12 protein-coding genes are annotated in these 17,546 nt (G+C 55.6%); 5 read left to right on the plus strand and 7 right to left on the minus strand.

The window, feature by feature from the left end:
- Positions 1 to 64 precede the first annotated feature (64 nt).
- Positions 65 to 2,233: an acyl-CoA dehydrogenase family protein gene (locus SRBAKS_RS05615; RefSeq protein WP_229594646.1), complete on the minus strand. Its 2,169-nt coding sequence runs from the start codon at positions 2,231 to 2,233 to the stop codon at positions 65 to 67.
- A 278-nt stretch (positions 2,234 to 2,511) separates the two neighbouring features.
- On the opposite strand from SRBAKS_RS05615, the gene SRBAKS_RS05620 reads away from it, so the two are divergent.
- From SRBAKS_RS05620 to SRBAKS_RS05630, 3 genes are all read left to right on the plus strand, one after another.
- Positions 2,512 to 6,348: a class I adenylate cyclase domain-containing protein gene (locus SRBAKS_RS05620; RefSeq protein ID WP_229594648.1), complete on the plus strand. Its 3,837-nt coding sequence runs from the start codon at positions 2,512 to 2,514 to the stop codon at positions 6,346 to 6,348.
- Positions 6,349 to 6,351: 3 nt separating this feature from the next.
- Positions 6,352 to 6,684: an antibiotic biosynthesis monooxygenase family protein gene (locus tag SRBAKS_RS05625; protein WP_229594650.1), complete on the plus strand. Its 333-nt coding sequence runs from the start codon at positions 6,352 to 6,354 to the stop codon at positions 6,682 to 6,684.
- Between the two features lie 181 nt (positions 6,685 to 6,865).
- Positions 6,866 to 8,560 carry a Na+/H+ antiporter NhaC family protein gene (locus SRBAKS_RS05630; protein WP_229594652.1) on the plus strand — a complete coding sequence of 565 codons (1,695 nt, stop codon included), beginning with the start codon at positions 6,866 to 6,868 and terminating at the stop codon, positions 8,558 to 8,560.
- Positions 8,561 to 8,629: 69 nt separating this feature from the next.
- On the opposite strand, the gene SRBAKS_RS05635 is transcribed toward SRBAKS_RS05630, so the two are convergent.
- From SRBAKS_RS05635 to SRBAKS_RS05655, 5 genes are all read right to left on the minus strand, one after another.
- Entirely contained in the window at positions 8,630 to 9,109 is a 480-nt protein-coding gene (locus tag SRBAKS_RS05635) for a GNAT family N-acetyltransferase (RefSeq protein WP_229594654.1), read from the minus strand.
- 3 nt (positions 9,110 to 9,112) lie between these two features.
- On the minus strand, positions 9,113 to 9,964 hold the full coding sequence (locus SRBAKS_RS05640; RefSeq protein WP_229594656.1) for a DNA polymerase III subunit delta': 852 nt from the start codon (positions 9,962 to 9,964) through the stop codon (positions 9,113 to 9,115).
- Between the two features lie 14 nt (positions 9,965 to 9,978).
- A complete protein-coding gene (locus SRBAKS_RS05645) occupies positions 9,979 to 11,241 on the minus strand; it encodes an adenylosuccinate synthase (RefSeq protein ID WP_229594658.1) in 1,263 nt (420 codons plus the stop codon).
- Between the two features lie 111 nt (positions 11,242 to 11,352).
- Complete coding sequence (locus tag SRBAKS_RS05650) at positions 11,353 to 11,742, minus strand: hypothetical protein (RefSeq protein WP_229594660.1); 390 nt, start codon at positions 11,740 to 11,742, stop codon at positions 11,353 to 11,355.
- Between the two features lie 150 nt (positions 11,743 to 11,892).
- A complete protein-coding gene (locus SRBAKS_RS05655) occupies positions 11,893 to 13,551 on the minus strand; it encodes a methyl-accepting chemotaxis protein (protein ID WP_229594662.1) in 1,659 nt (552 codons plus the stop codon).
- Between the two features lie 231 nt (positions 13,552 to 13,782).
- Here SRBAKS_RS05655 and SRBAKS_RS05660 point away from each other — a divergent pair, with 231 nt between their 5' ends.
- Complete coding sequence (locus SRBAKS_RS05660) at positions 13,783 to 15,057, plus strand: IMP cyclohydrolase (RefSeq protein ID WP_229594671.1); 1,275 nt, start codon at positions 13,783 to 13,785, stop codon at positions 15,055 to 15,057.
- 67 nt (positions 15,058 to 15,124) lie between these two features.
- Here the strand turns inward: SRBAKS_RS05660 and SRBAKS_RS05665 are convergent, their stop codons facing one another.
- On the minus strand, positions 15,125 to 15,400 hold the full coding sequence (locus tag SRBAKS_RS05665; RefSeq protein WP_229594673.1) for a SemiSWEET family sugar transporter: 276 nt from the start codon (positions 15,398 to 15,400) through the stop codon (positions 15,125 to 15,127).
- Positions 15,401 to 15,489: 89 nt separating this feature from the next.
- Between SRBAKS_RS05665 and SRBAKS_RS05670 the strand changes: the two genes are divergently transcribed.
- Positions 15,490 to 17,544, plus strand: a complete 2,055-nt coding sequence (locus tag SRBAKS_RS05670; RefSeq protein ID WP_229594675.1) for a ribonuclease catalytic domain-containing protein — start codon at positions 15,490 to 15,492, stop codon at positions 17,542 to 17,544.
- The last annotated feature ends 2 nt before the right edge of the window (positions 17,545 to 17,546 follow it).

Genomic DNA, 17,546 nt, shown 5'->3' on the forward strand with positions numbered 1-17,546 from the left:
GGTAATACTCTCGGGAAATATGAAAAACGGGGAAGGAACGCTGTTCCTCCCCCGCATGGAATTGTTAACCAATGGGGTAATCCAGGGCCTCGGGGATCATGACATCCGCCATGGCCTTGCCTGCGCGATCCTTGGCCAGGCGGGAACCGGACATACACATGTCGATGGTCGCCTTGAGTTCGCGGAAACGGATGAGGTCTTCACGGGAACACTTGGACTGATCGCCGAGCGTACCGTCAGGAGCGCATTCGTCATTGGACTTGGACTCCGGCTCGCACTTCTCTGCAATGCCGCCATCCGGGGTCGGGCACATGCACAGGTTGTAACCATAGACCAGTTCGGTACAGATACGGGCCACTTCACCGGCAGCGCGGGCAGCCTGGACATGACACATGTCTTTGTAGAATCCGGTCAGGTCGTCGAGACCTTCGGCCAGCGTCGGAGACATGGGACCTTTCTCAATAAGCTCCATGACATCAGTGGCCAGGAAGTACGGTCCGAGCAGCCAACCCAGCGCATCGGCCATGGGGAAGGTCACGCCCTGCCGCTTGTTGTGATACAGCTTGCGGCCGTCGTCGTCCTTGGCGGTCTGGAGATGGCCGAGCGTCCACTGCCACAGCTCCATGGCCGCAGCGAGGACATAGCCGCCGAGACCGGGCACGTTCTTGCCCGCAGCACGCATCTGGCTGACCCAGTTGTCCATGATGTGCTGGAACACGTCACTGGTCATGGTCATGGTCAGATGACGACGCTGTACCGCTTCGGGGCCTTCATACGTGGCCTCAAGCTGGCAGTCGCTCCACTTCTGCATGAGGAAACCGGGGCAGTCTTCGGTGATGCCGTATCCGCCGACCAAAGCCACGGCTTCGCGCATCTTGTTGGCGCCTTCACCGGTGTTCCAGAGTTTCACGCCCGGATTGAGGACGCCGGCAAGGGCTTCCATGTAGGCGTATTTGGTCAGGGTGTCCGCATCCAGCTCCGCAAAGCGGGCCTGATCGCGCTGGGCTTCAGGGGTGTGCACGAGGTCGATGTATTCGCAGACCTGATCCTTGAGCTTGCGCAGGACGCCCATCTGCTTGCGCACAGAGGTCACGCCTTCTGCTTCGAAATGGGCTTCCTTGGCCTTTTCGATGGGATCGAACTGATCAGCCAGACGGGCAGCGGCAAAGGCCAGGGAGCACCCTGCTTCACCAGAGGCCCAGACATCAATAAGGCGCTGGAGTGCGTCTTCGTTGATCTGGAGTCCCTTGTCAAAACGGGGGGATCCTTCCTTGGCAGCGTCGCCGCCGCGGAAACGATTGCGATGGTATCTGACGACAGGCTCCACGGCCGAGAGCAGCTTGGCAGAGGTCATCAGGCCGACCGGGATACGGGTACGGTGGAAGACCGCGCCGATAATCTCGGAATGATTGTATTTGGGAACAATGACACCGTCGACCACGTCGTATCCGCCAATAATGCGAGAAGCGGGAACCTTGAGGTTCAACACGGGGTCGCGGGTGGAGGAAAGCTGGTGCACCATCTTGAGCGTGGGGGCTCCACGGTCAAACGTGCCTTCGTCGCCTTCTTCAAGGATGATCATGAACGTGCCCTTGATGCGATCGTCATTGGATTCGACGGCAGCAGTCACGAAGTTGGCAAAGTCCATGTTGGTGATGAAACGGCCACGCTTGTCGACCTGGAGCATGGGCTCGTCGCCTTCATTCCAGTCGGCCACGGTGGCCTTGCCGCACAGCACGCCGGTGTCCACGCCGATATACGGCAACGGTTCGGTCAATGCGAAAGCGCCACGCCAGATTTCGCGGTCATCACCGGGCTGGGGCGGCACACATTTGGACATATATTTGTCACGCTGCTCGGTGGTGCCCTTCTCGTGAATGGGTGCCAGCGCCAGGCAGGAAGCCAAAGAACTGGTGGCGGCACCGGCATCAACCCAGGCCAGCTCGAACGCGACCAGAGCCAGTGCGAGATTCTTGGGACCTTCGATAAAACCACCCTGATGGGGGTCCATGAAGAGCGCGGTCAGACCTGACTGGTCAAAAGCGGTCAGGAGTTCGCCTTTCTGCTCAGTCCATTCATGCGTATTGCGAGCGCCTTCGGCCACCAGTTTTGCAACCGTGGACCGGGCTATGGAACGCGCGGACTGGACCGACATCTGAAGGTCGAAACGTTCGGCAAAACGCCACATGATCTGGCGAACGTCATCTCCCGGAAGAGTACGCAGTGTATACATAATTTTTCTTTCCTGAAGTGTTGATTGATGCTGAAATTCATATTGATCAGTAATAGTCGGCGACGATAGGCCATTGTAATAAATGAGTCAAAGTGTTTTTGGGATTTAAACGAGTGTTTGGGCGCGGTTCCAGCACATTGTGTCTGCCATTTTCGGCCTGAAACCAGACACGAAAATCCTCAGCAGACACAACGGCGAGCCACCCCCATCAACTCCCTTTGACTTCATACCCAAATAACTGTAATAAAATAAGATCATCCAAAGGCGGCACTAAAAGAATGGGCTTACCACTGGCAAACATACGCACCATTGCGGCACGCATTCGAGAATTCCCGACACGGTCGGTGTTGAATAACACTCCAACCATCGACGGATTGACTCTGGAATTTATCGACTGGTGTACCCAATCCACCAGGGTGCTTCGCCCAGACGCCGCACCTTTTGCCGAAATAGTCCGCAGCCTTCATGCCATAGCAGACCGCAGTTCCGACATACGCACAGTCCAGCACTGTCTTCACGCCATGGTTCACTCAGGGCGGTTCGGCCGTATTCTCAGTTCCCGGTTCATCACCAGTAAATCGGTCCCTCTGCACAAACTGGACCTCGCTGTCAGCGCATGGCCTGCGCCGGATCGACTCGCACTGGCCCATGAAATGCTGCTGAATTATCCCGGCAATAATGACAGGGAAACCCTGATCTGGCTTGAAAGTCTGCTCCAACCGCTTGTGGCAAGCGATCCTGTAGAACTGGCTCCCTTTGTCGCCTCATTGGGAGAACGGGGTGAACCCCTGGCCTTCCCGGTCAAGCAAGCCCTCACGAACGGGTTGTTCGGCAAATGGGTAAATACGCGCATAGCCAATGGTACCAGCGGGCAGGAGCTTCAGGACCTCTGCCGCATCATCAACGCGCTCGGTGATGCACACTATGCAGAGATTTTGGCCAAATCCATAGAGACCAAACGCATCATACCAAACGCACGGGTTTTGCGGACGATTGCAGCGGTCGGCGAAGCGGGCAACAAGACCATCCTGACCATGCTCCTCAAACAGCTTTCCAACGCATCAAATGGTCTGGCCGGAGCGTGCCTGGATGCCATTATCGCCCAGGGGCACCATCAGGCCGGCAAGTTACTCGCTTCGGTCCGAACAAAGATGCCCGGCCTGAAACAGACAGCGATCGCGCGAAGCCCTCTGCTGGGCGATGTGGGCTATGCCCAGTACATTCGTTCGTTACCAGAAGAAGACAGAATGGACGCCCACCTGGAATCGCTGTCTATCCTCGAATTCATCGCACCGGACTTTACGCGCAACATCAGTCGCCATGACATTTGCAAAAGCAATTCCTCCCGTTCGTTCAAAAAAACGCAGCCCCACGCCGCTGCCGTTGAAAAGCAGAAAGCCACCACACCATCACAGGCCGGACTTCTCTCCCGCATTTTCAAGAATAAACCCAAAACACTGGAAGTCCTACTGCCGAAATTCCGCAACATACGCGACATGGAATTACCCGGTTCCAAGGTCATCGAGGACGATCTGGATGGTCGCGCCTTCGTCAACCTGAACCTGACCGCATCCCTTTTCAGCAAAACGACCTTCCTGCGCACCAAAATCAGTACAAGTACATTGACGGACACACGCTTCAACGACTGCGTCTGCACCGGGACGACATTTTCCGGTGTGGACTTCAGCGGTTCCACTTTTTCCAACATCCAGTTCACGAAATGTACCTTTACCGATTGCACATTCACCGATGCGACCCTGGCTGACAGTTCCTTTGATGAATGCAGACTGCGGGGGTGTTCATTCGGCGACACGGCAGTGCACGCCGTATCCATGAACATGACCGAGTTCACTTTGTCATCTCTGGCTGGATGCGCTTTCCACAACTGCCGTCTGCGCACCACACGATTCACGGCAATTGATTTTTCCTTCGCCGAGTTTGTATGCACCGATTTTCATGGAGTCGAGTTTCTGGAATCCGTGCTCCACGCCATCTACATCCGTGGTTGCACCATGCAAGGCGTTGAATTCCCCAAGAGCACGGTGACCCGCTCTATCGTCAAGAATTCCGACGTCTCCCATCCGCTACTCCTAGCCAACCGCATACGACAAATGACCTTGTTTGCCCGCGATGCCGAGGCCGGTGCTACTCCCAGGACAAAACAGACCGATCCGTTCCAGGCTCAGAAAACGCTGGCAATGTGGTCCCGCGAATTGACGTTCATGCGGCGAGAGCGACGCATGCTCGACAACAACCGCACGCGCCTCGCCCGGGCCATCCAGACCATGGACCGCGATCAGCACATCTTTCTTCGCATTCTCCCCCTCCTGCTGGACACTTCCATATTCGAGCACCGGTTCGGCCTTGAGGAGATCCCTTCATGTCGAGTCTGGGGGTATGAATCCTGTCTGACTCCGCTGGAACTTGCCCGGCGGTACTTCGACGCGCCCCTGCATCGGGATACGAGCCCGGATGTCCGCATTCTGGCGGTCTACGCAATGGGAAGCCTGGGTACCGTGGCACAAACGCCTCAATCAGACATCGACTGCTGGGTCTGCTACGACGGCGACCTGACCATCAATCAGGAAAAAGGCCTCAGACGAAAGCTGGAAGCACTGGGCCTGTGGGCGGAGAGCGAGTTCAGGTTGGAAGCGCACTTCTACCCTATGCGCATGGACGATGTGCGAGACAACCGGTTCCTGTCTGGCGATGAAGAAAGTTCCGGATCGGCCCAGGCTCTGCTCCTCAAGGAGGAATTTTATCGCACGGCCCTCAAGCTGGCCGGGAAAAATATCGCCTGGTGGATCGCTCCGGCAGGGACGAGCAAAAAAGGATATGAGAACTGCATCCATGCTTCCAGGCGATACCCCATGTCCGGTAAACCGCGCCTGGAGGATTTCGGTTATCTCGCCCCGGTGCCACCGGACGAATACTTCGGAGGCTCACTATGGCAGATTGTCAAAGCCATGCGCGCGCCGTTCAAGTCCGTGCTCAAACTCGGCCTGCTTGAGACATATGCCGCACCGGGAGCTTCAGCCCTGTCACTGTGTGACCGCATCAAGAAAAATCTCGTAAGCAACAGGCGAGGAAAGCTCGACACCGACCCGTATACGGCCCTGTTTTCCACCCTGCACACCTATTATCTGCGACGGAAACAGACCAATACGGCGGCCCTGCTCAAGGAATCATTCCGACTCAAGGCCAACCTGTCCGAGATACCGTTTTTCATGAACCTGCCCACACGGGCCGAGGACGACAGTCTCATCTCGGTGCTCTTCGGTTCAGGGTATGTGGAGCCGGATCGCATAACCGGGTCCAACCGGGCATGGCCTTTTGAAAAATCACTGATGATGGGAGCCAGCGTCCGTCAATATATGGTAGACACGTATCAGCGCATCCAATCCGGGCTGTCCACCAAAGGCGCAACCAAGGCACACATCAACTCGGAAGATTTGACCCGCATGGGCAGACGCATTGGCGCGAACTTTTCCAAAAAGAAGCACAAGGTCATGCGAGTGCCATTCATGGATGCCAAGGGGAGTACCTTTCCGATCCTGCATTTCTCCACGGTGAAATCCACGGGCAAGCCCACCATCTGGACCGTCCGCGGCGGCTCATCCATTGAAGCCAAACAGTCTGCCGAGGCCATGCAGATGCTCCACCGGACGCACGACCCGATCCACATCCTCTCCTGGCTTCTTGCCAACCGGATATATCATCCCAAGAGCCTGCTTCAGGCAGACAGGAGCATCGCTCCCATTTCAGTGGCAGACCTGCAAAAAGTCATGGCCACACTCCATGACTTCTTTCCCTTTGAACGCACATTTGAACGGGATATCAATGACGGCCTGAAATCGGAACGGATTACCCGGGCCTTTTTCATTCTCAACCTGACCAGTCCACACGATATCAACCGCATTGAAGAGGCCACCGTCATTTATGCGACCAACTGGGGAGAGATGTTCTGTCGTAGCTTTCAGCGTCCCGGCCAGATGCTTGAAGCCAACGCCACACAATTTCTGACCCAGAAACTGGATCAACCCATCACCGATGCAATAGCATTGGGGCTGTTCATCCCCAGAGGCTCCCAATGCAGAAGGATCAGCCTCGGATAACCCATGATCGCACACACTCCCACACCGCCCTATTATGCAGTCATTTTCACGTCTATGAGAACCATTCATGACGATGGATACAGTGACACCGCCAACCGCATGCTTGAACTCGCATCAACCATGCCCGGATTTCTCGGGGTAGAGTCTGCCCGCAAAGATGTCGGGATCACCGTCTCCTACTGGGACAGCCTGGAGGCCATCCGTGCGTGGAGGCAGCACCCCGACCATATCCACGCCCAAAATGAAGGGCGGGGAAAATGGTATGTATCCTTCACAACGCGCATCTGTCGTGTGGAGGCGGAAAGCTCATTTTTATGCCAATCAGCCAAAAAATAGCCACGATTCCGACAAATTCGATCAAAAAACCTTCATAAACAGCATCTATTCTCGCCCTGCTGTCGACATTACCTCATATATAGTCTATCCCCGCCTCGCGTGCTGATTGAATTTTATTCGCACTAGCCCTATTATTGCGGACTTTTTATCTGCCAAACTACATTTAGTGAAAGGACCCACTATGAGAAGACATATTGTATTCACCCTCTTATGCCTGGCGGCCATGACCTTGCTGGTCGACCCCGCTCTGGCTGCCGACTCGTCCAAAGCAGCGAACAACGCTGCGTCATTCGGCATGCTGACCCTGATTCCACCCATGATTGCCATCATCCTTGCCTTTGCAAGCAAGAACGTTGTCCTTTCGCTCTTTCTCGGAGTCTTCTCCGGCTGTTTCATGCTCGACCTCAAGGGAATAGACATCTACCACGCCTTTATTGCCGGATTCCTGCGCATGTCCACGGAGATTCTCGCCTCCCTGGCCGACACCTGGAATGCCGGTATCGTGCTTCAGGTCCTGGCTATCGGCGGTCTGATTGCGCTGGTCTCAAAAATGGGTGGTGCACAGGCGATTGCCGAAGCCCTGTCCAAATGGGCAAAAACTCCACGCTCCTCGCAGTTCGCCACCTGGCTCATGGGGTTGTTCATTTTCTTCGACGACTACGCCAACTCCCTCACCGTCGGTCCCATCATGCGCCCCGTCACGGACAAACTGCATGTATCCCGCGAAAAACTCGCGTTCATCATTGACGCGACCGCTGCCCCCATTGCAGGTATCGCGCTCATTTCCACCTGGGTCGCCTATGAAGTCGGCCTGATCCGGGACAGCTACCAGGTGATCGGCATACAGGCCAATGCGTATGGCGTGTTTGTCGAGACCATCCCGTTCCGCTTTTACAACATATTCATCCTTGTCTTCATCCTCTTCACCATCTGGTTCATGCGCGAATTCGGCCCCATGCACAAAGCGGAAGTCCGTGCCCGCACGACCGGAAAGGTTATTGGGGATGACGCCGTGCCCATGGCTGCCGAAGAATCCACCAGCCTGAAACCGGCAGCCCACGTTGTCCCATCCGTCTGGTCCGCGATCCTGCCCATCGGCACCTTGATCGTCGCGGCGTTCCTCGGTTTCTATTTCAACGGCTACAGTGCCATTGACGATGAAACGGTACTGGCCGCCATCAACGCGTCCCCACTCAGCTTCACCTCCATGCGCACGTGCTTCGGGGCCTCAGACGCTTCCGTGGTCCTGTTCCAGGCCGCTCTCATCGCCAGCCTGGTTGCCATCTTCATGGCCGTAATCAAGAAAGTCATGCCCATCAAGGATGCCATCGAAACATTTGTCACCGGCGTCAAATCCATGAACATCACAGCGGTCATCCTGCTGTTGGCGTGGTCCCTGTCCGGCATCATGAAAGAGCTCGGGACCGCCACATATCTGGTGTCCATTTTGTCCGACGCACTGCCCGCCTTCCTGCTGCCGACCATCATCTTCATCCTCGGCTCCATCATCTCGTTTGCGACCGGAACATCCTACGGCACCATGGGTATCCTCATGCCGCTGGCCATCCCCCTCTCCTTTGCCATGAACCCGGACCCGAACTTCGTTATCCTCAACGTGGGTTCAGTCCTCACCGGAGCCATCTTCGGTGACCACTGTTCTCCCATCTCGGATACCACCATCCTGTCCTCCATGGGGTCGAGCTGTGACCATATCGAACACGTCCGCACACAGCTCTTCTATGCCGTACCCGTTGCCCTTGTTTCCATCTTCGCCGGATACATTCCGGCAGGACTCGGCATGCCGGTCTATGTGACCCTGCCCATCGGCACGCTGGCTTGTGCCGCGCTGGTCCGCTTCATAGGCAAAAAGGTATAACTCAACTAACAGACACAAAAAAACCGCCCGCCCCAGTATACTGGGGCGGGCGGTTTTTTACATGAAAATTTAGAATCGGTAACAATAGTATTTCAGATCCACATCCATGAGCGGCACGGTGTCCGGCACCTGATCCAGCGTCACCTCCATGAAGCCGCTCTTTTCATAAAAACGATGTGCTGCGTGATAGACATCCACAGTGCCAAGATAGATCTCCCGGACACCCTTGGAACCTGCCCAGTCAAGCAACGTGGCCATGAGCGCTGCGGCAATTCCCCGTTCCTTGCCCCGATACGCCTTTTTCACAAACATCTTTCGCAGGGCGCAGACTCCGCCCCCCACGTCCTTGAGGGCGATGGTGCCAGCCAGCTCGCCATCTACGAAGGCCAACCAGAAACTCCCGGCACCCTGTTGATAGAAATACGGAATGTCACGCAGGTCAGGTTGCTTTTCAGCCGATGTAGCCACACCGAATTCATCAATCTGAATAGTCGTAATCAGATCAATGATCTCACTTGGATCGTGTTGATCGTATGGAACAATACGCATGGATCACACCATGCGCGTGGCGACCCAATCCAGCACCATGGCCGGATTCACGGGCACCTGCGTATTCAGGGCGTTCTGAGCCTCATCAAGAACAAGGCCCAGACGACGCAAAAAGACCGGATCATGCTGTTGAGCCAGCCTGACTGACAAGGGCGTAAGGCCGGACCCGGACAGGGTCTCACGCAACTCGCGCTGCATGCCGAGCACCACCTGCATGGCGAGGTCCTTGTTGACCGCCCCCTTGGTGGACGTCCGCTCGAACCAGCCCCGTTTGGTCTGCCAGAAAGTGACCAGAGCCGTGGTCCATTCGGATATCTCCGGCTCATTCTCCCGCTTGTCGGGCCATGCCAGAGTGACCACCCACGATCGGGACACCAGCGTCTCCAGCAACCGCTCGCGCTGCGGAGCGGCAAGGACAAAGACATTACCCGGCCGCGGCTCCTCAAGAGATTTGAGCAAGGCGTTTGCCGCCTCGGTCATGAACATCTGGGCCTCGGCAAAAATGGTCACACGATACCCGTCACCGTTGGGCGGCTGTCCCCAGGTGCTACGCAACTGGCGCACCGGTTCCACCTTGATCAGCCCTTCACGGCCATCAAAAAAGAGGAGATCGTTGAAGGCAAGATCCATGATCTGCTTGCAGGCCGGACATTGACCGCACGGGCCATGGTGCTTGGCGTGTCCGGACACGCAGTTGAGCCGCATGGCCCAATACAGAGAGAGAGCGACGCGGGATTCCGCATCGCCCCCTTCAATAACAATGGATTGTGGAGGGTCGTGCGCAATGGCATTGAGTCGTTGTACCGCATGCTCCTGCCCTGCCAGGGCGGCCAGCGGATCACCGTTCAATGTCATCGAGCTTCTCCCACTTAAAAGGTCTGTACCCGATCAGGGCCGACAGAGACGATACCGATCTTGACGCCGGTGATCTCTTCGATCCGCTTCAGGTATGCCACAGCGTTGGCAGGGAGTTCATCCCAGCTGCGAGCGGTGGTGATATCTTCATCCCAGCCAGGCATGGTCTCGTAGACCGGCGCGACATAGGCCATGCCGTTCTGCTCCTGCGGCGGGTAAGAGATGGTCTCGCCCTTGTACTCGTATGCGGTACAGAGCTTGATCTCCTTGAGGCCGGAAAGCACGTCGAGCTTGGTGATGGCCAGCTCGGTGGGACCATTGAGACGAGCGGACTCCCTGAGCACAACCAGATCGAGCCAGCCACAGCGACGCTTACGCCCGGTGGTAGCTCCGAATTCATGGCCTTGTGCCTGGAGGTAGTCTCCGTCGGCATCGAAAAGTTCCGTGGCAAACGGGCCGCTGCCCACACGGGTGGTGTACGCCTTGACGATGGCGATGATACGATCCAGCTCGCGAGGAGAACAGCCTGCGCCGGAAGCGGCATTGGCAGTCACCGTATTGGAGGAGGTCACGAACGGATACGTGCCATGATCAATATCCAGATGCGTGCCCTGTGCGCCTTCGAAAAGAACGACGTCGGCTTCCTGAATGGCAGAAGAGACATCGCCGAGGTATTCGACGAGACGTTCCGCAACGGGCAGGATTTCAGCATACACGGCTTCCGCGTCCATGGGCTCTGCGCCATACAGATGCTTGAAGAGAACGTTTTTCTCTTCGAGCGCCTTGGCAATCTTGCTCTTGAGCAGCGCCGGGTCGGTGAAATCACCTGCGCGGATACCGCACCGGTTCATCTTGTCTTCATAACAGGGACCGATGCCGCGACCGGTTGTACCGATCTTTCCGTCATCGGACTTGGACGTCTCGCGGGCCGAGTCCATGAGACGATGATACGGCATGATGATATGCGTCTTCTTGCTGATCATCATGCGTGAAGATGACACGTCGATGCCCTTGGCAGCGAGCTTGTCCAGTTCTTCGCAGAAGACCACGGGGTCCAGAACAACGCCGTTGCCGATAAGACATTTCTTGCCGGGGTGCAGTACACCTGAGGGGATCAGATGCAGGATGCACTGTTCTCCATCAACGACCAGGGTATGCCCTGCATTGTTGCCACCCTGAAAACGGACAATGGCGTCCGACTTTTCAGCCAGCATATCAACAATTTTACCTTTCCCTTCGTCTCCCCACTGGGAACCGAAAACCACTATATTGGACATTTAAAGCTCCTTGAAATGCCGGACAAAAACTCCCGGCGTCAATTACGCGCACAAACGGTTATCTTCCGTAAGTATAAACGGTGACATATGTCAACTTGAGATGAGCACCGATCATTTTGTTTTTTTCGGAGTCAGGGTGAGCAATTTGCCACGACGGTCCGGTTTTTCCGCCACACCGTCCTTGGCGTCCTCTTCACCCTCTTTGCCGTCTGGAACGGATGAAACCTTTTCCGGCACGGTCAGAGCGGCCAGATCGATTTCATGCGGAGCGTCATCTGGCATACGGGATTGCGCCCAATTGTAGTTGAATAACTGATTCTTGAGTCGGATGGACTGGATCAGGTTGAAAACCAGAACAGATTCCTCCCACCGCTTGGTGGGCTCGAAATGGCGAACCTTTTCAGCGTATTTATCCCATAAACTCATAAGAGAGGCTTCATCATAGGCGTTGATCTGTCTCGCCAACTTGAGAAGGGCCTTTTCCAAATAACTTTCTGACATTGATGTTCCTTGATTAATAAAAAAGCACATGCCGGGATTCTTTCCATACCAAACAATTCCACTACCCGCCAACATGAAATCTCACCTCCAAACGCACAAAAAAGGCCGCCCGAATCTTCGAGCGGCCTTGTTCGTGTCAATACAGGCTGGTTAGAACTTTTCGAACTCGTCGTCATCCATATCCATATCAATACTCTGCCCTAACCGCGGGTTCTCCGGCTGCAGCGGAGGTGCCGCAGGCGCGATGGGCTTGGCTGGCGGCCGAGTCACGACCTTTGTCGTGGTAGCGGACATATCGTCAACCTTGAAGAACTGCATGGAACTCTGCAACTGCACGGCCTGAGCTGACAGCTCTTCTGCGGTGGAGGCCACTTCCTCGGATGCAGAGGCATTTTCCTGGATGACCTTTTCCATTTCATGGATGGCCTTGTTGACCTGGGTCCCGCCTTCATTCTGCTCGTTGGTAGCAGCAGAAATCTCCTGCACCAGCTCAGCAGTCTTCTGGATATCCGGAACGATCTTCGACAACAGTTCACCCGCTTCTTCCGCAACCTTGACGCTTGAGGAGGACAGCTCGCTGATTTCGGAAGCGGAGGTACCACTTCGTTCGGCCAGCTTGCGAACCTCGGCTGCCACAACCGCGAATCCCTTGCCGTGTTCGCCGGCACGGGCGGCTTCGATGGCTGCGTTAAGTGCCAACAGGTTGGTCTGACGCGCGATGTCTTCAATGATGGTGATCTTTTCCGCGATCTGCTTCATGGCATCCACGGTCTTGGCCACGGCTTCGCCACCGGACTGGGTGTCAATGGCCGCCTTGTTGGTCATGCTGTTGGTTGTCTGGGCGTTGTCCGCGTTCTGTTCAATAGAGGAAGTCATCTGCTCCATGGAGGCGGAGACTTCTTCTACCGCAGAAGCCTGCTCCGTGGCTCCCTGAGACATCTGGATAGAGGAGGAAGAGAGTTCTTCACTGCCCGCAGCCACCTGCTCGGAGGCCATGCGCACTTCGCCCACGACCTGCTTGAGCGACTGGAGCATGTGGGCCATGGCGGATGTCACCATGCCGACCTCATCCTTGCTCCTGGAGACGATCTTCATACGAAGATCACCTTCCGCCATACGCTCGGCTACGTCGACGACTTCATACATCGGCTTGACCATACGCTCGATGACCCACCAGACTATGCCCATGAGAATGAGCATGGAGACCAGCGTCGGAATGAGAATCTGCCAACGAAGTGAAGCAACCTGAGCTTCTACATCATCTACATAAATACCGCTACCAATGACCCAGTTCCAGGGCTTGAAGAGCTTTACATATGAGACCTTGGGCACGGCCTTGTCACTGCCGGCCTTGGGCCAGGTGTAATGGACAAATCCATCACCCGTCGACTTGGCTACCTTGACGAATTCACGGAAAATATAGACATCGTTATCGTCCTTGAGGTCGGATAGATCCTTCCCGTTGAGTGCCGGCTTTGCGCCGTGAACAACAATGACCTGATGCATATCATTAATCCAGAAATACTCCTGTCCCTTATACCGGAAAACAGCGATTTCCTTCTTGGCCGCATCCTGTGCTTCCTCGACACTCACTGCGCCCGAAGCAGCCTGATCCGCCCAGTATTGGACGACGCTATACGCGACATCAACGACACTTTGGGTAGCGATCTTCTTCTCCTCCAGCAAGGAAGAGGAGACTACAGGTAGGAAGTAGCCTAAAAGTCCACCCAGAACCATCACTATGGCTGCCACAAAGAAACTAAGGATCTTGGTCCGCATCTTCCAATCACTAAATCCCAGTATCCTCATACCTCCCTCCAATGAGTGATATTTTTATTTCACTCGCTCTAATGATAGACACATTTACACAAGGGTGACTTTCATTATTTATAACATATCCCAATTCAACATCTTTTGGGAGTCTTTTCTCATTTTTGTAAAACATTTGATTGAATATATGCATGAACGTAAGCGATATTGCCCGCTATCGTAAGCTGTGCTATGACCGCGACCTCACGAGAACAACAGGGAGTTGAGCATATGAGTGATCTGAAAAAAATGTATACGACACTGCAGCAGGACCCTTTTCCTGCTGACATGAAATTGACCCTGGGCGACCAGGAACTGGTCTTCAAAAAGCGCACCTGGAAAATCGAATGTGAAACCAAGGGGTTGCGTTACGGTGAAAACCCGGACCAACCAGCCGCGCTGTATGAATTGGCCAAAGGCCAGCTTGAAGTGGGTGGCGTCAAGTTCATCGGCGAAGGCCAGGGACTGGTCTCGTCGTTGACCGAGGAACACATGCTCCAGGCGGGCAAACACCCCGGCAAGACCAACCTCACAGACGTTGATAATGCCCTGAATATTTTGCAGTACCTGTCTGCCAAGCCGGCAGCGCTGATCCTGAAGCACAACAACCCCTGCGGCGCGGCATGGACAGAAGAAGGCGTCTCCGAAGCCTTCCGTCGTGCTTTTGAGGCAGACCGGATCGCCGCATTTGGCGGTGCAGTGGTTGTCAACCGCACGCTCGACATGGCTTGTGCGGAACAGATCAGCAAGGTCTACGTCGAAGTCGTGGCAGCCCCTGATTTTGAGGCTGATGCCCTTGCACTCCTCAAGAAGAAAAAGAACCTGCGCATCCTCCAGATTCCCGGCATTGCCGACCTGGAGAGCCTTTCCCAAACCCCGTTCCTAGACATCAAGTCCCTGAGCGACGGCGGCATGGTGCTCCAGTTCTCTTTCCGCAACGCTATCCTGAAAGCCGACGATTTCATCCCGGCCACAGCAGAAAAGGACGGCAACAACTTCGTTGCACGCGCTCCAAGCAAACAGGAAGCAGACGATCTGCTCTTTGCCTGGGCCGTTGAAGCGGGAGTCACCTCCAACTCTGTCCTCTTTGTCCGCGATGGAGTGACCACTGCCACCGGCACCGGTGAACAGGATCGTGTCGGCTGCGTGCTTCTGGCTGTCACCAAGGCCTACATCAAATACGCTGACCTGCTGGCGTCCAAGGAACTGGGCATGTCTCTGTTCGAGCTCAAGCTCGCGGCCATCAAGGATGCGGAAATGAAAGCCAAGCTGGCAGACATTGAAAAGAGGACCGAGGAAGCTCGCGGCGGCCTGCCCGGCTCCGTGGTCGTCTCCGACGGTTTCTTCCCGTTCCGCGACGGCGTGGACCTGTGCATCGACCAGGGCGTGACCGCCATCGCACAGCCCGGAGGCTCCATTCGTGACAACGAAGTGATTACAGCCGTGAACGAGGCCAGCCCGCAGGTTGCCATGGTCTTCACCGGCCAGCGTTCCTTCAAGCACTAGTCAGGCATTCCGATTCCAAACAGACTTCGCCGGACACAGGTTCGGCGAAGCTTTTTGTTGCGAGGAATCAGTTGTCTTGTTTCTTGTTGAACACTATCTTCATGAGCAGGATGGAACACGCAAGAGTGAGCGTAATACTATTGGCGAGAATGATGGCCAGCGACTTGATCCTGATGCCGTAGACAAGCCAAAGACAGAGGCCAAAGGAAAAGAGGCCGTACATCTTTAATGAGATGTCTTTCACGGACTTGGTCTTCCATGTGTGCATGACCTGCGGCACAAACGAAGCGGTCGTACAACAGGCGGCAATGATACCTACGATTTCAATGAGGTCTATCTGCATAGGAATGACATACGCGCCTCCCCTTACACTGGCAAACATTTCATGATACGTACCCGATAATTGATGACACTGATGATAAAGAAGCAATAATGGCGAACATATCTACTCTCGGCACTTCTGTCCGACCCGGCACCGTGGTGGAATTCATGCATGGTGACCAACCCCAGCTTGCCTGGGTACTTGAAGAATTCTCCGGCAAACTCCGGCTGTTGACCATCAACAAACGCGAAATGAAACTTCCGGCCGTCCGGCTGCTCCCCTGGCAGGGACCTGCCGGCTCCCCCGATGTCTCCCGGCAGGACATACAGAATACCCTGAACCAGCATCAGGAGATCCGTGGAGAGATCCAGGCCGGACTTGATGTCATGGAGCTCTGGGACCTGGCGCAGGGGGAAGTGGAAGCCGCACCGCTCAGCTGGTTTGCCGGGCTCCTGTGGGAAGATCCCACCCCGGACCAGATTGCCGCCCTTGGCCGCGCCATGCTTCAGGCCAAAACACATTTCAAGTTCCGCCCTCCGAATTTCGAAGTCTGGTCCGCTGAAAAAGTGGAACTCAAGATGCAACAGAAGACAGAGGAAAAGGCACGCGAAGCCGTGACCTCTGCCGGACAGACCCTGCTCAAGGAGCTGTGGACTGCGTATAGCCAGGGTCGCAAGCCGCAACTGCCCGTCCTTGACGCAGACCTGAAAGCAAACCTGACCCGGATTCTCCGGCGCAAAGTGGGCGATACGTTGGACGAAAGTGAACGCAAGATATGGACGGCCATCTCCAAAGGGTTGCCAGACCTCCAACACCTCGCCCTGCTCCTGGCGCAGACATGGGGAGTCCTGCCCCTGCATCACAACTTCCATCTGGATGAAGCCGACTTTGCCTGGAAAAACGAGTGGTCAGAATCCTTTTCCAATGAAATCAATAAAATAAAAGATGCATTCTCCAATCAAACAGAAGGACCGGAGACAAATGAATTCGTCACAATAGACGCCATCACCACTCGTGACATCGACGACGCATTCCGTATCGTGAGTACAGACTCGGGATACACGCTCTCCATCGCCCTGGCGCGGCCCGACATCCACTGGGAATTCGGTTCTCCGCTGGACAGGGCCGTCATGTACCGCGCCACCAGCCTCTATCTGCCCGAAGGCACCAGCCACATGATGCCGGAAGAATTTGGCACAGGACTCTACAGTCTGATAGGCGGCGAGACTCGCCCGGCCATGATCGCGGACTTCCATCTGGATGAAAACGGCGTCCTCCTCTCGGTCACCCCGCGCATGGCCTGGATCAAGGTGTCGGCCAACATCACCTATGAGGATGCGGACGCTGCCATCAGGGACAAGACCGACGCAGCCATGGTGCTGGCCCATCAACTGGCTGAGAAGCTCATAGACCGCCGCATTGAATCCGGCGCCTGTGTCATCCGCAGACCGGAACCCGTGGTCACCGTTGAGGGCGAAGGTATGCAATCAAAGGTGGAGATCACCCTGAAGACGCCCACCCCCCGCTCCGAACTGGTCATCAGTGAGTTCATGATCCTGGCCAACTCCGGGCTGGCTCAATGGGCCGGAGAGAACGACATCCCGCTTCTGCACCGTACACAGGATATCGCCCTTCCTCAGGAGGCAGCGGGTATCTTCACCGAACCGGCAGACATCCTTCGCTCGGTCAAACTGCTGCTGCCGCCCACCCTTGAGACCAACCCCAAACGCCACGCAGCACTTGGTGTCCCGGCCTATGCGCCCATCACCTCACCGCTCCGGCGTTACACGGATTTCATCAATATGGCGCAAGTCTGTTCCTTTCTCAGCGATGGAACGCCCCGCCTGAACAAAGACGAACTCGATCAGCTCATCGTGCATCTGAATATGCGTATCCAGGCTGTGAGCACCGTCCAACGGTTCCGCCCCCGGTACTGGAAACTCGTCTACCTCGCCAAACAGCGGAAGCGCTATCAATCCGCGGTACTGGTCGAAGAAAACGGTCCCATGGCGGTGTTGGCCATGCCGCATCTCCAGGTGAATGTGCGCGCCCCCAAGAAAATGCTCGGCGACAAGCTCTACCCCGGCCAGCAGTTCCAGATCAATTTTCAACGCGTGGATCCGCTGACCAACGAAATCCGTATTGCTGAGGCCCTGGAGGAATAGCC

Source organism: Pseudodesulfovibrio sediminis, assembly GCF_020886695.1.
Taxonomy (GTDB): domain Bacteria; phylum Desulfobacterota; class Desulfovibrionia; order Desulfovibrionales; family Desulfovibrionaceae; genus Pseudodesulfovibrio; species Pseudodesulfovibrio sediminis.

Excerpts from the sequence above, each read along its gene's own strand:
- SRBAKS_RS05620 (WP_229594648.1), top strand. The coding sequence starts at position 2,512 with ATGGGCTTACCACTGGCAAACATACGCACCATTGCGGCACGCATTCGA.
- SRBAKS_RS05670 (WP_229594675.1), top strand. The coding sequence starts at position 15,490 with ATGGCGAACATATCTACTCTCGGCACTTCTGTCCGACCCGGCACCGTG.
- SRBAKS_RS05625 (WP_229594650.1), top strand. The coding sequence starts at position 6,352 with ATGATCGCACACACTCCCACACCGCCCTATTATGCAGTCATTTTCACG.
- SRBAKS_RS05660 (WP_229594671.1), top strand. The coding sequence starts at position 13,783 with ATGAGTGATCTGAAAAAAATGTATACGACACTGCAGCAGGACCCTTTT.
- SRBAKS_RS05615 (WP_229594646.1), bottom strand. The coding sequence starts at position 2,233 with ATGTATACACTGCGTACTCTTCCGGGAGATGACGTTCGCCAGATCATG.
- SRBAKS_RS05655 (WP_229594662.1), bottom strand. The coding sequence starts at position 13,551 with ATGAGGATACTGGGATTTAGTGATTGGAAGATGCGGACCAAGATCCTT.
- SRBAKS_RS05630 (WP_229594652.1), top strand. The coding sequence starts at position 6,866 with ATGAGAAGACATATTGTATTCACCCTCTTATGCCTGGCGGCCATGACC.
- SRBAKS_RS05635 (WP_229594654.1), bottom strand. The coding sequence starts at position 9,109 with ATGCGTATTGTTCCATACGATCAACACGATCCAAGTGAGATCATTGAT.
- SRBAKS_RS05650 (WP_229594660.1), bottom strand. The coding sequence starts at position 11,742 with ATGTCAGAAAGTTATTTGGAAAAGGCCCTTCTCAAGTTGGCGAGACAG.
- SRBAKS_RS05665 (WP_229594673.1), bottom strand. The coding sequence starts at position 15,400 with ATGCAGATAGACCTCATTGAAATCGTAGGTATCATTGCCGCCTGTTGT.
- SRBAKS_RS05640 (WP_229594656.1), bottom strand. The coding sequence starts at position 9,964 with ATGACATTGAACGGTGATCCGCTGGCCGCCCTGGCAGGGCAGGAGCAT.
- SRBAKS_RS05645 (WP_229594658.1), bottom strand. The coding sequence starts at position 11,241 with ATGTCCAATATAGTGGTTTTCGGTTCCCAGTGGGGAGACGAAGGGAAA.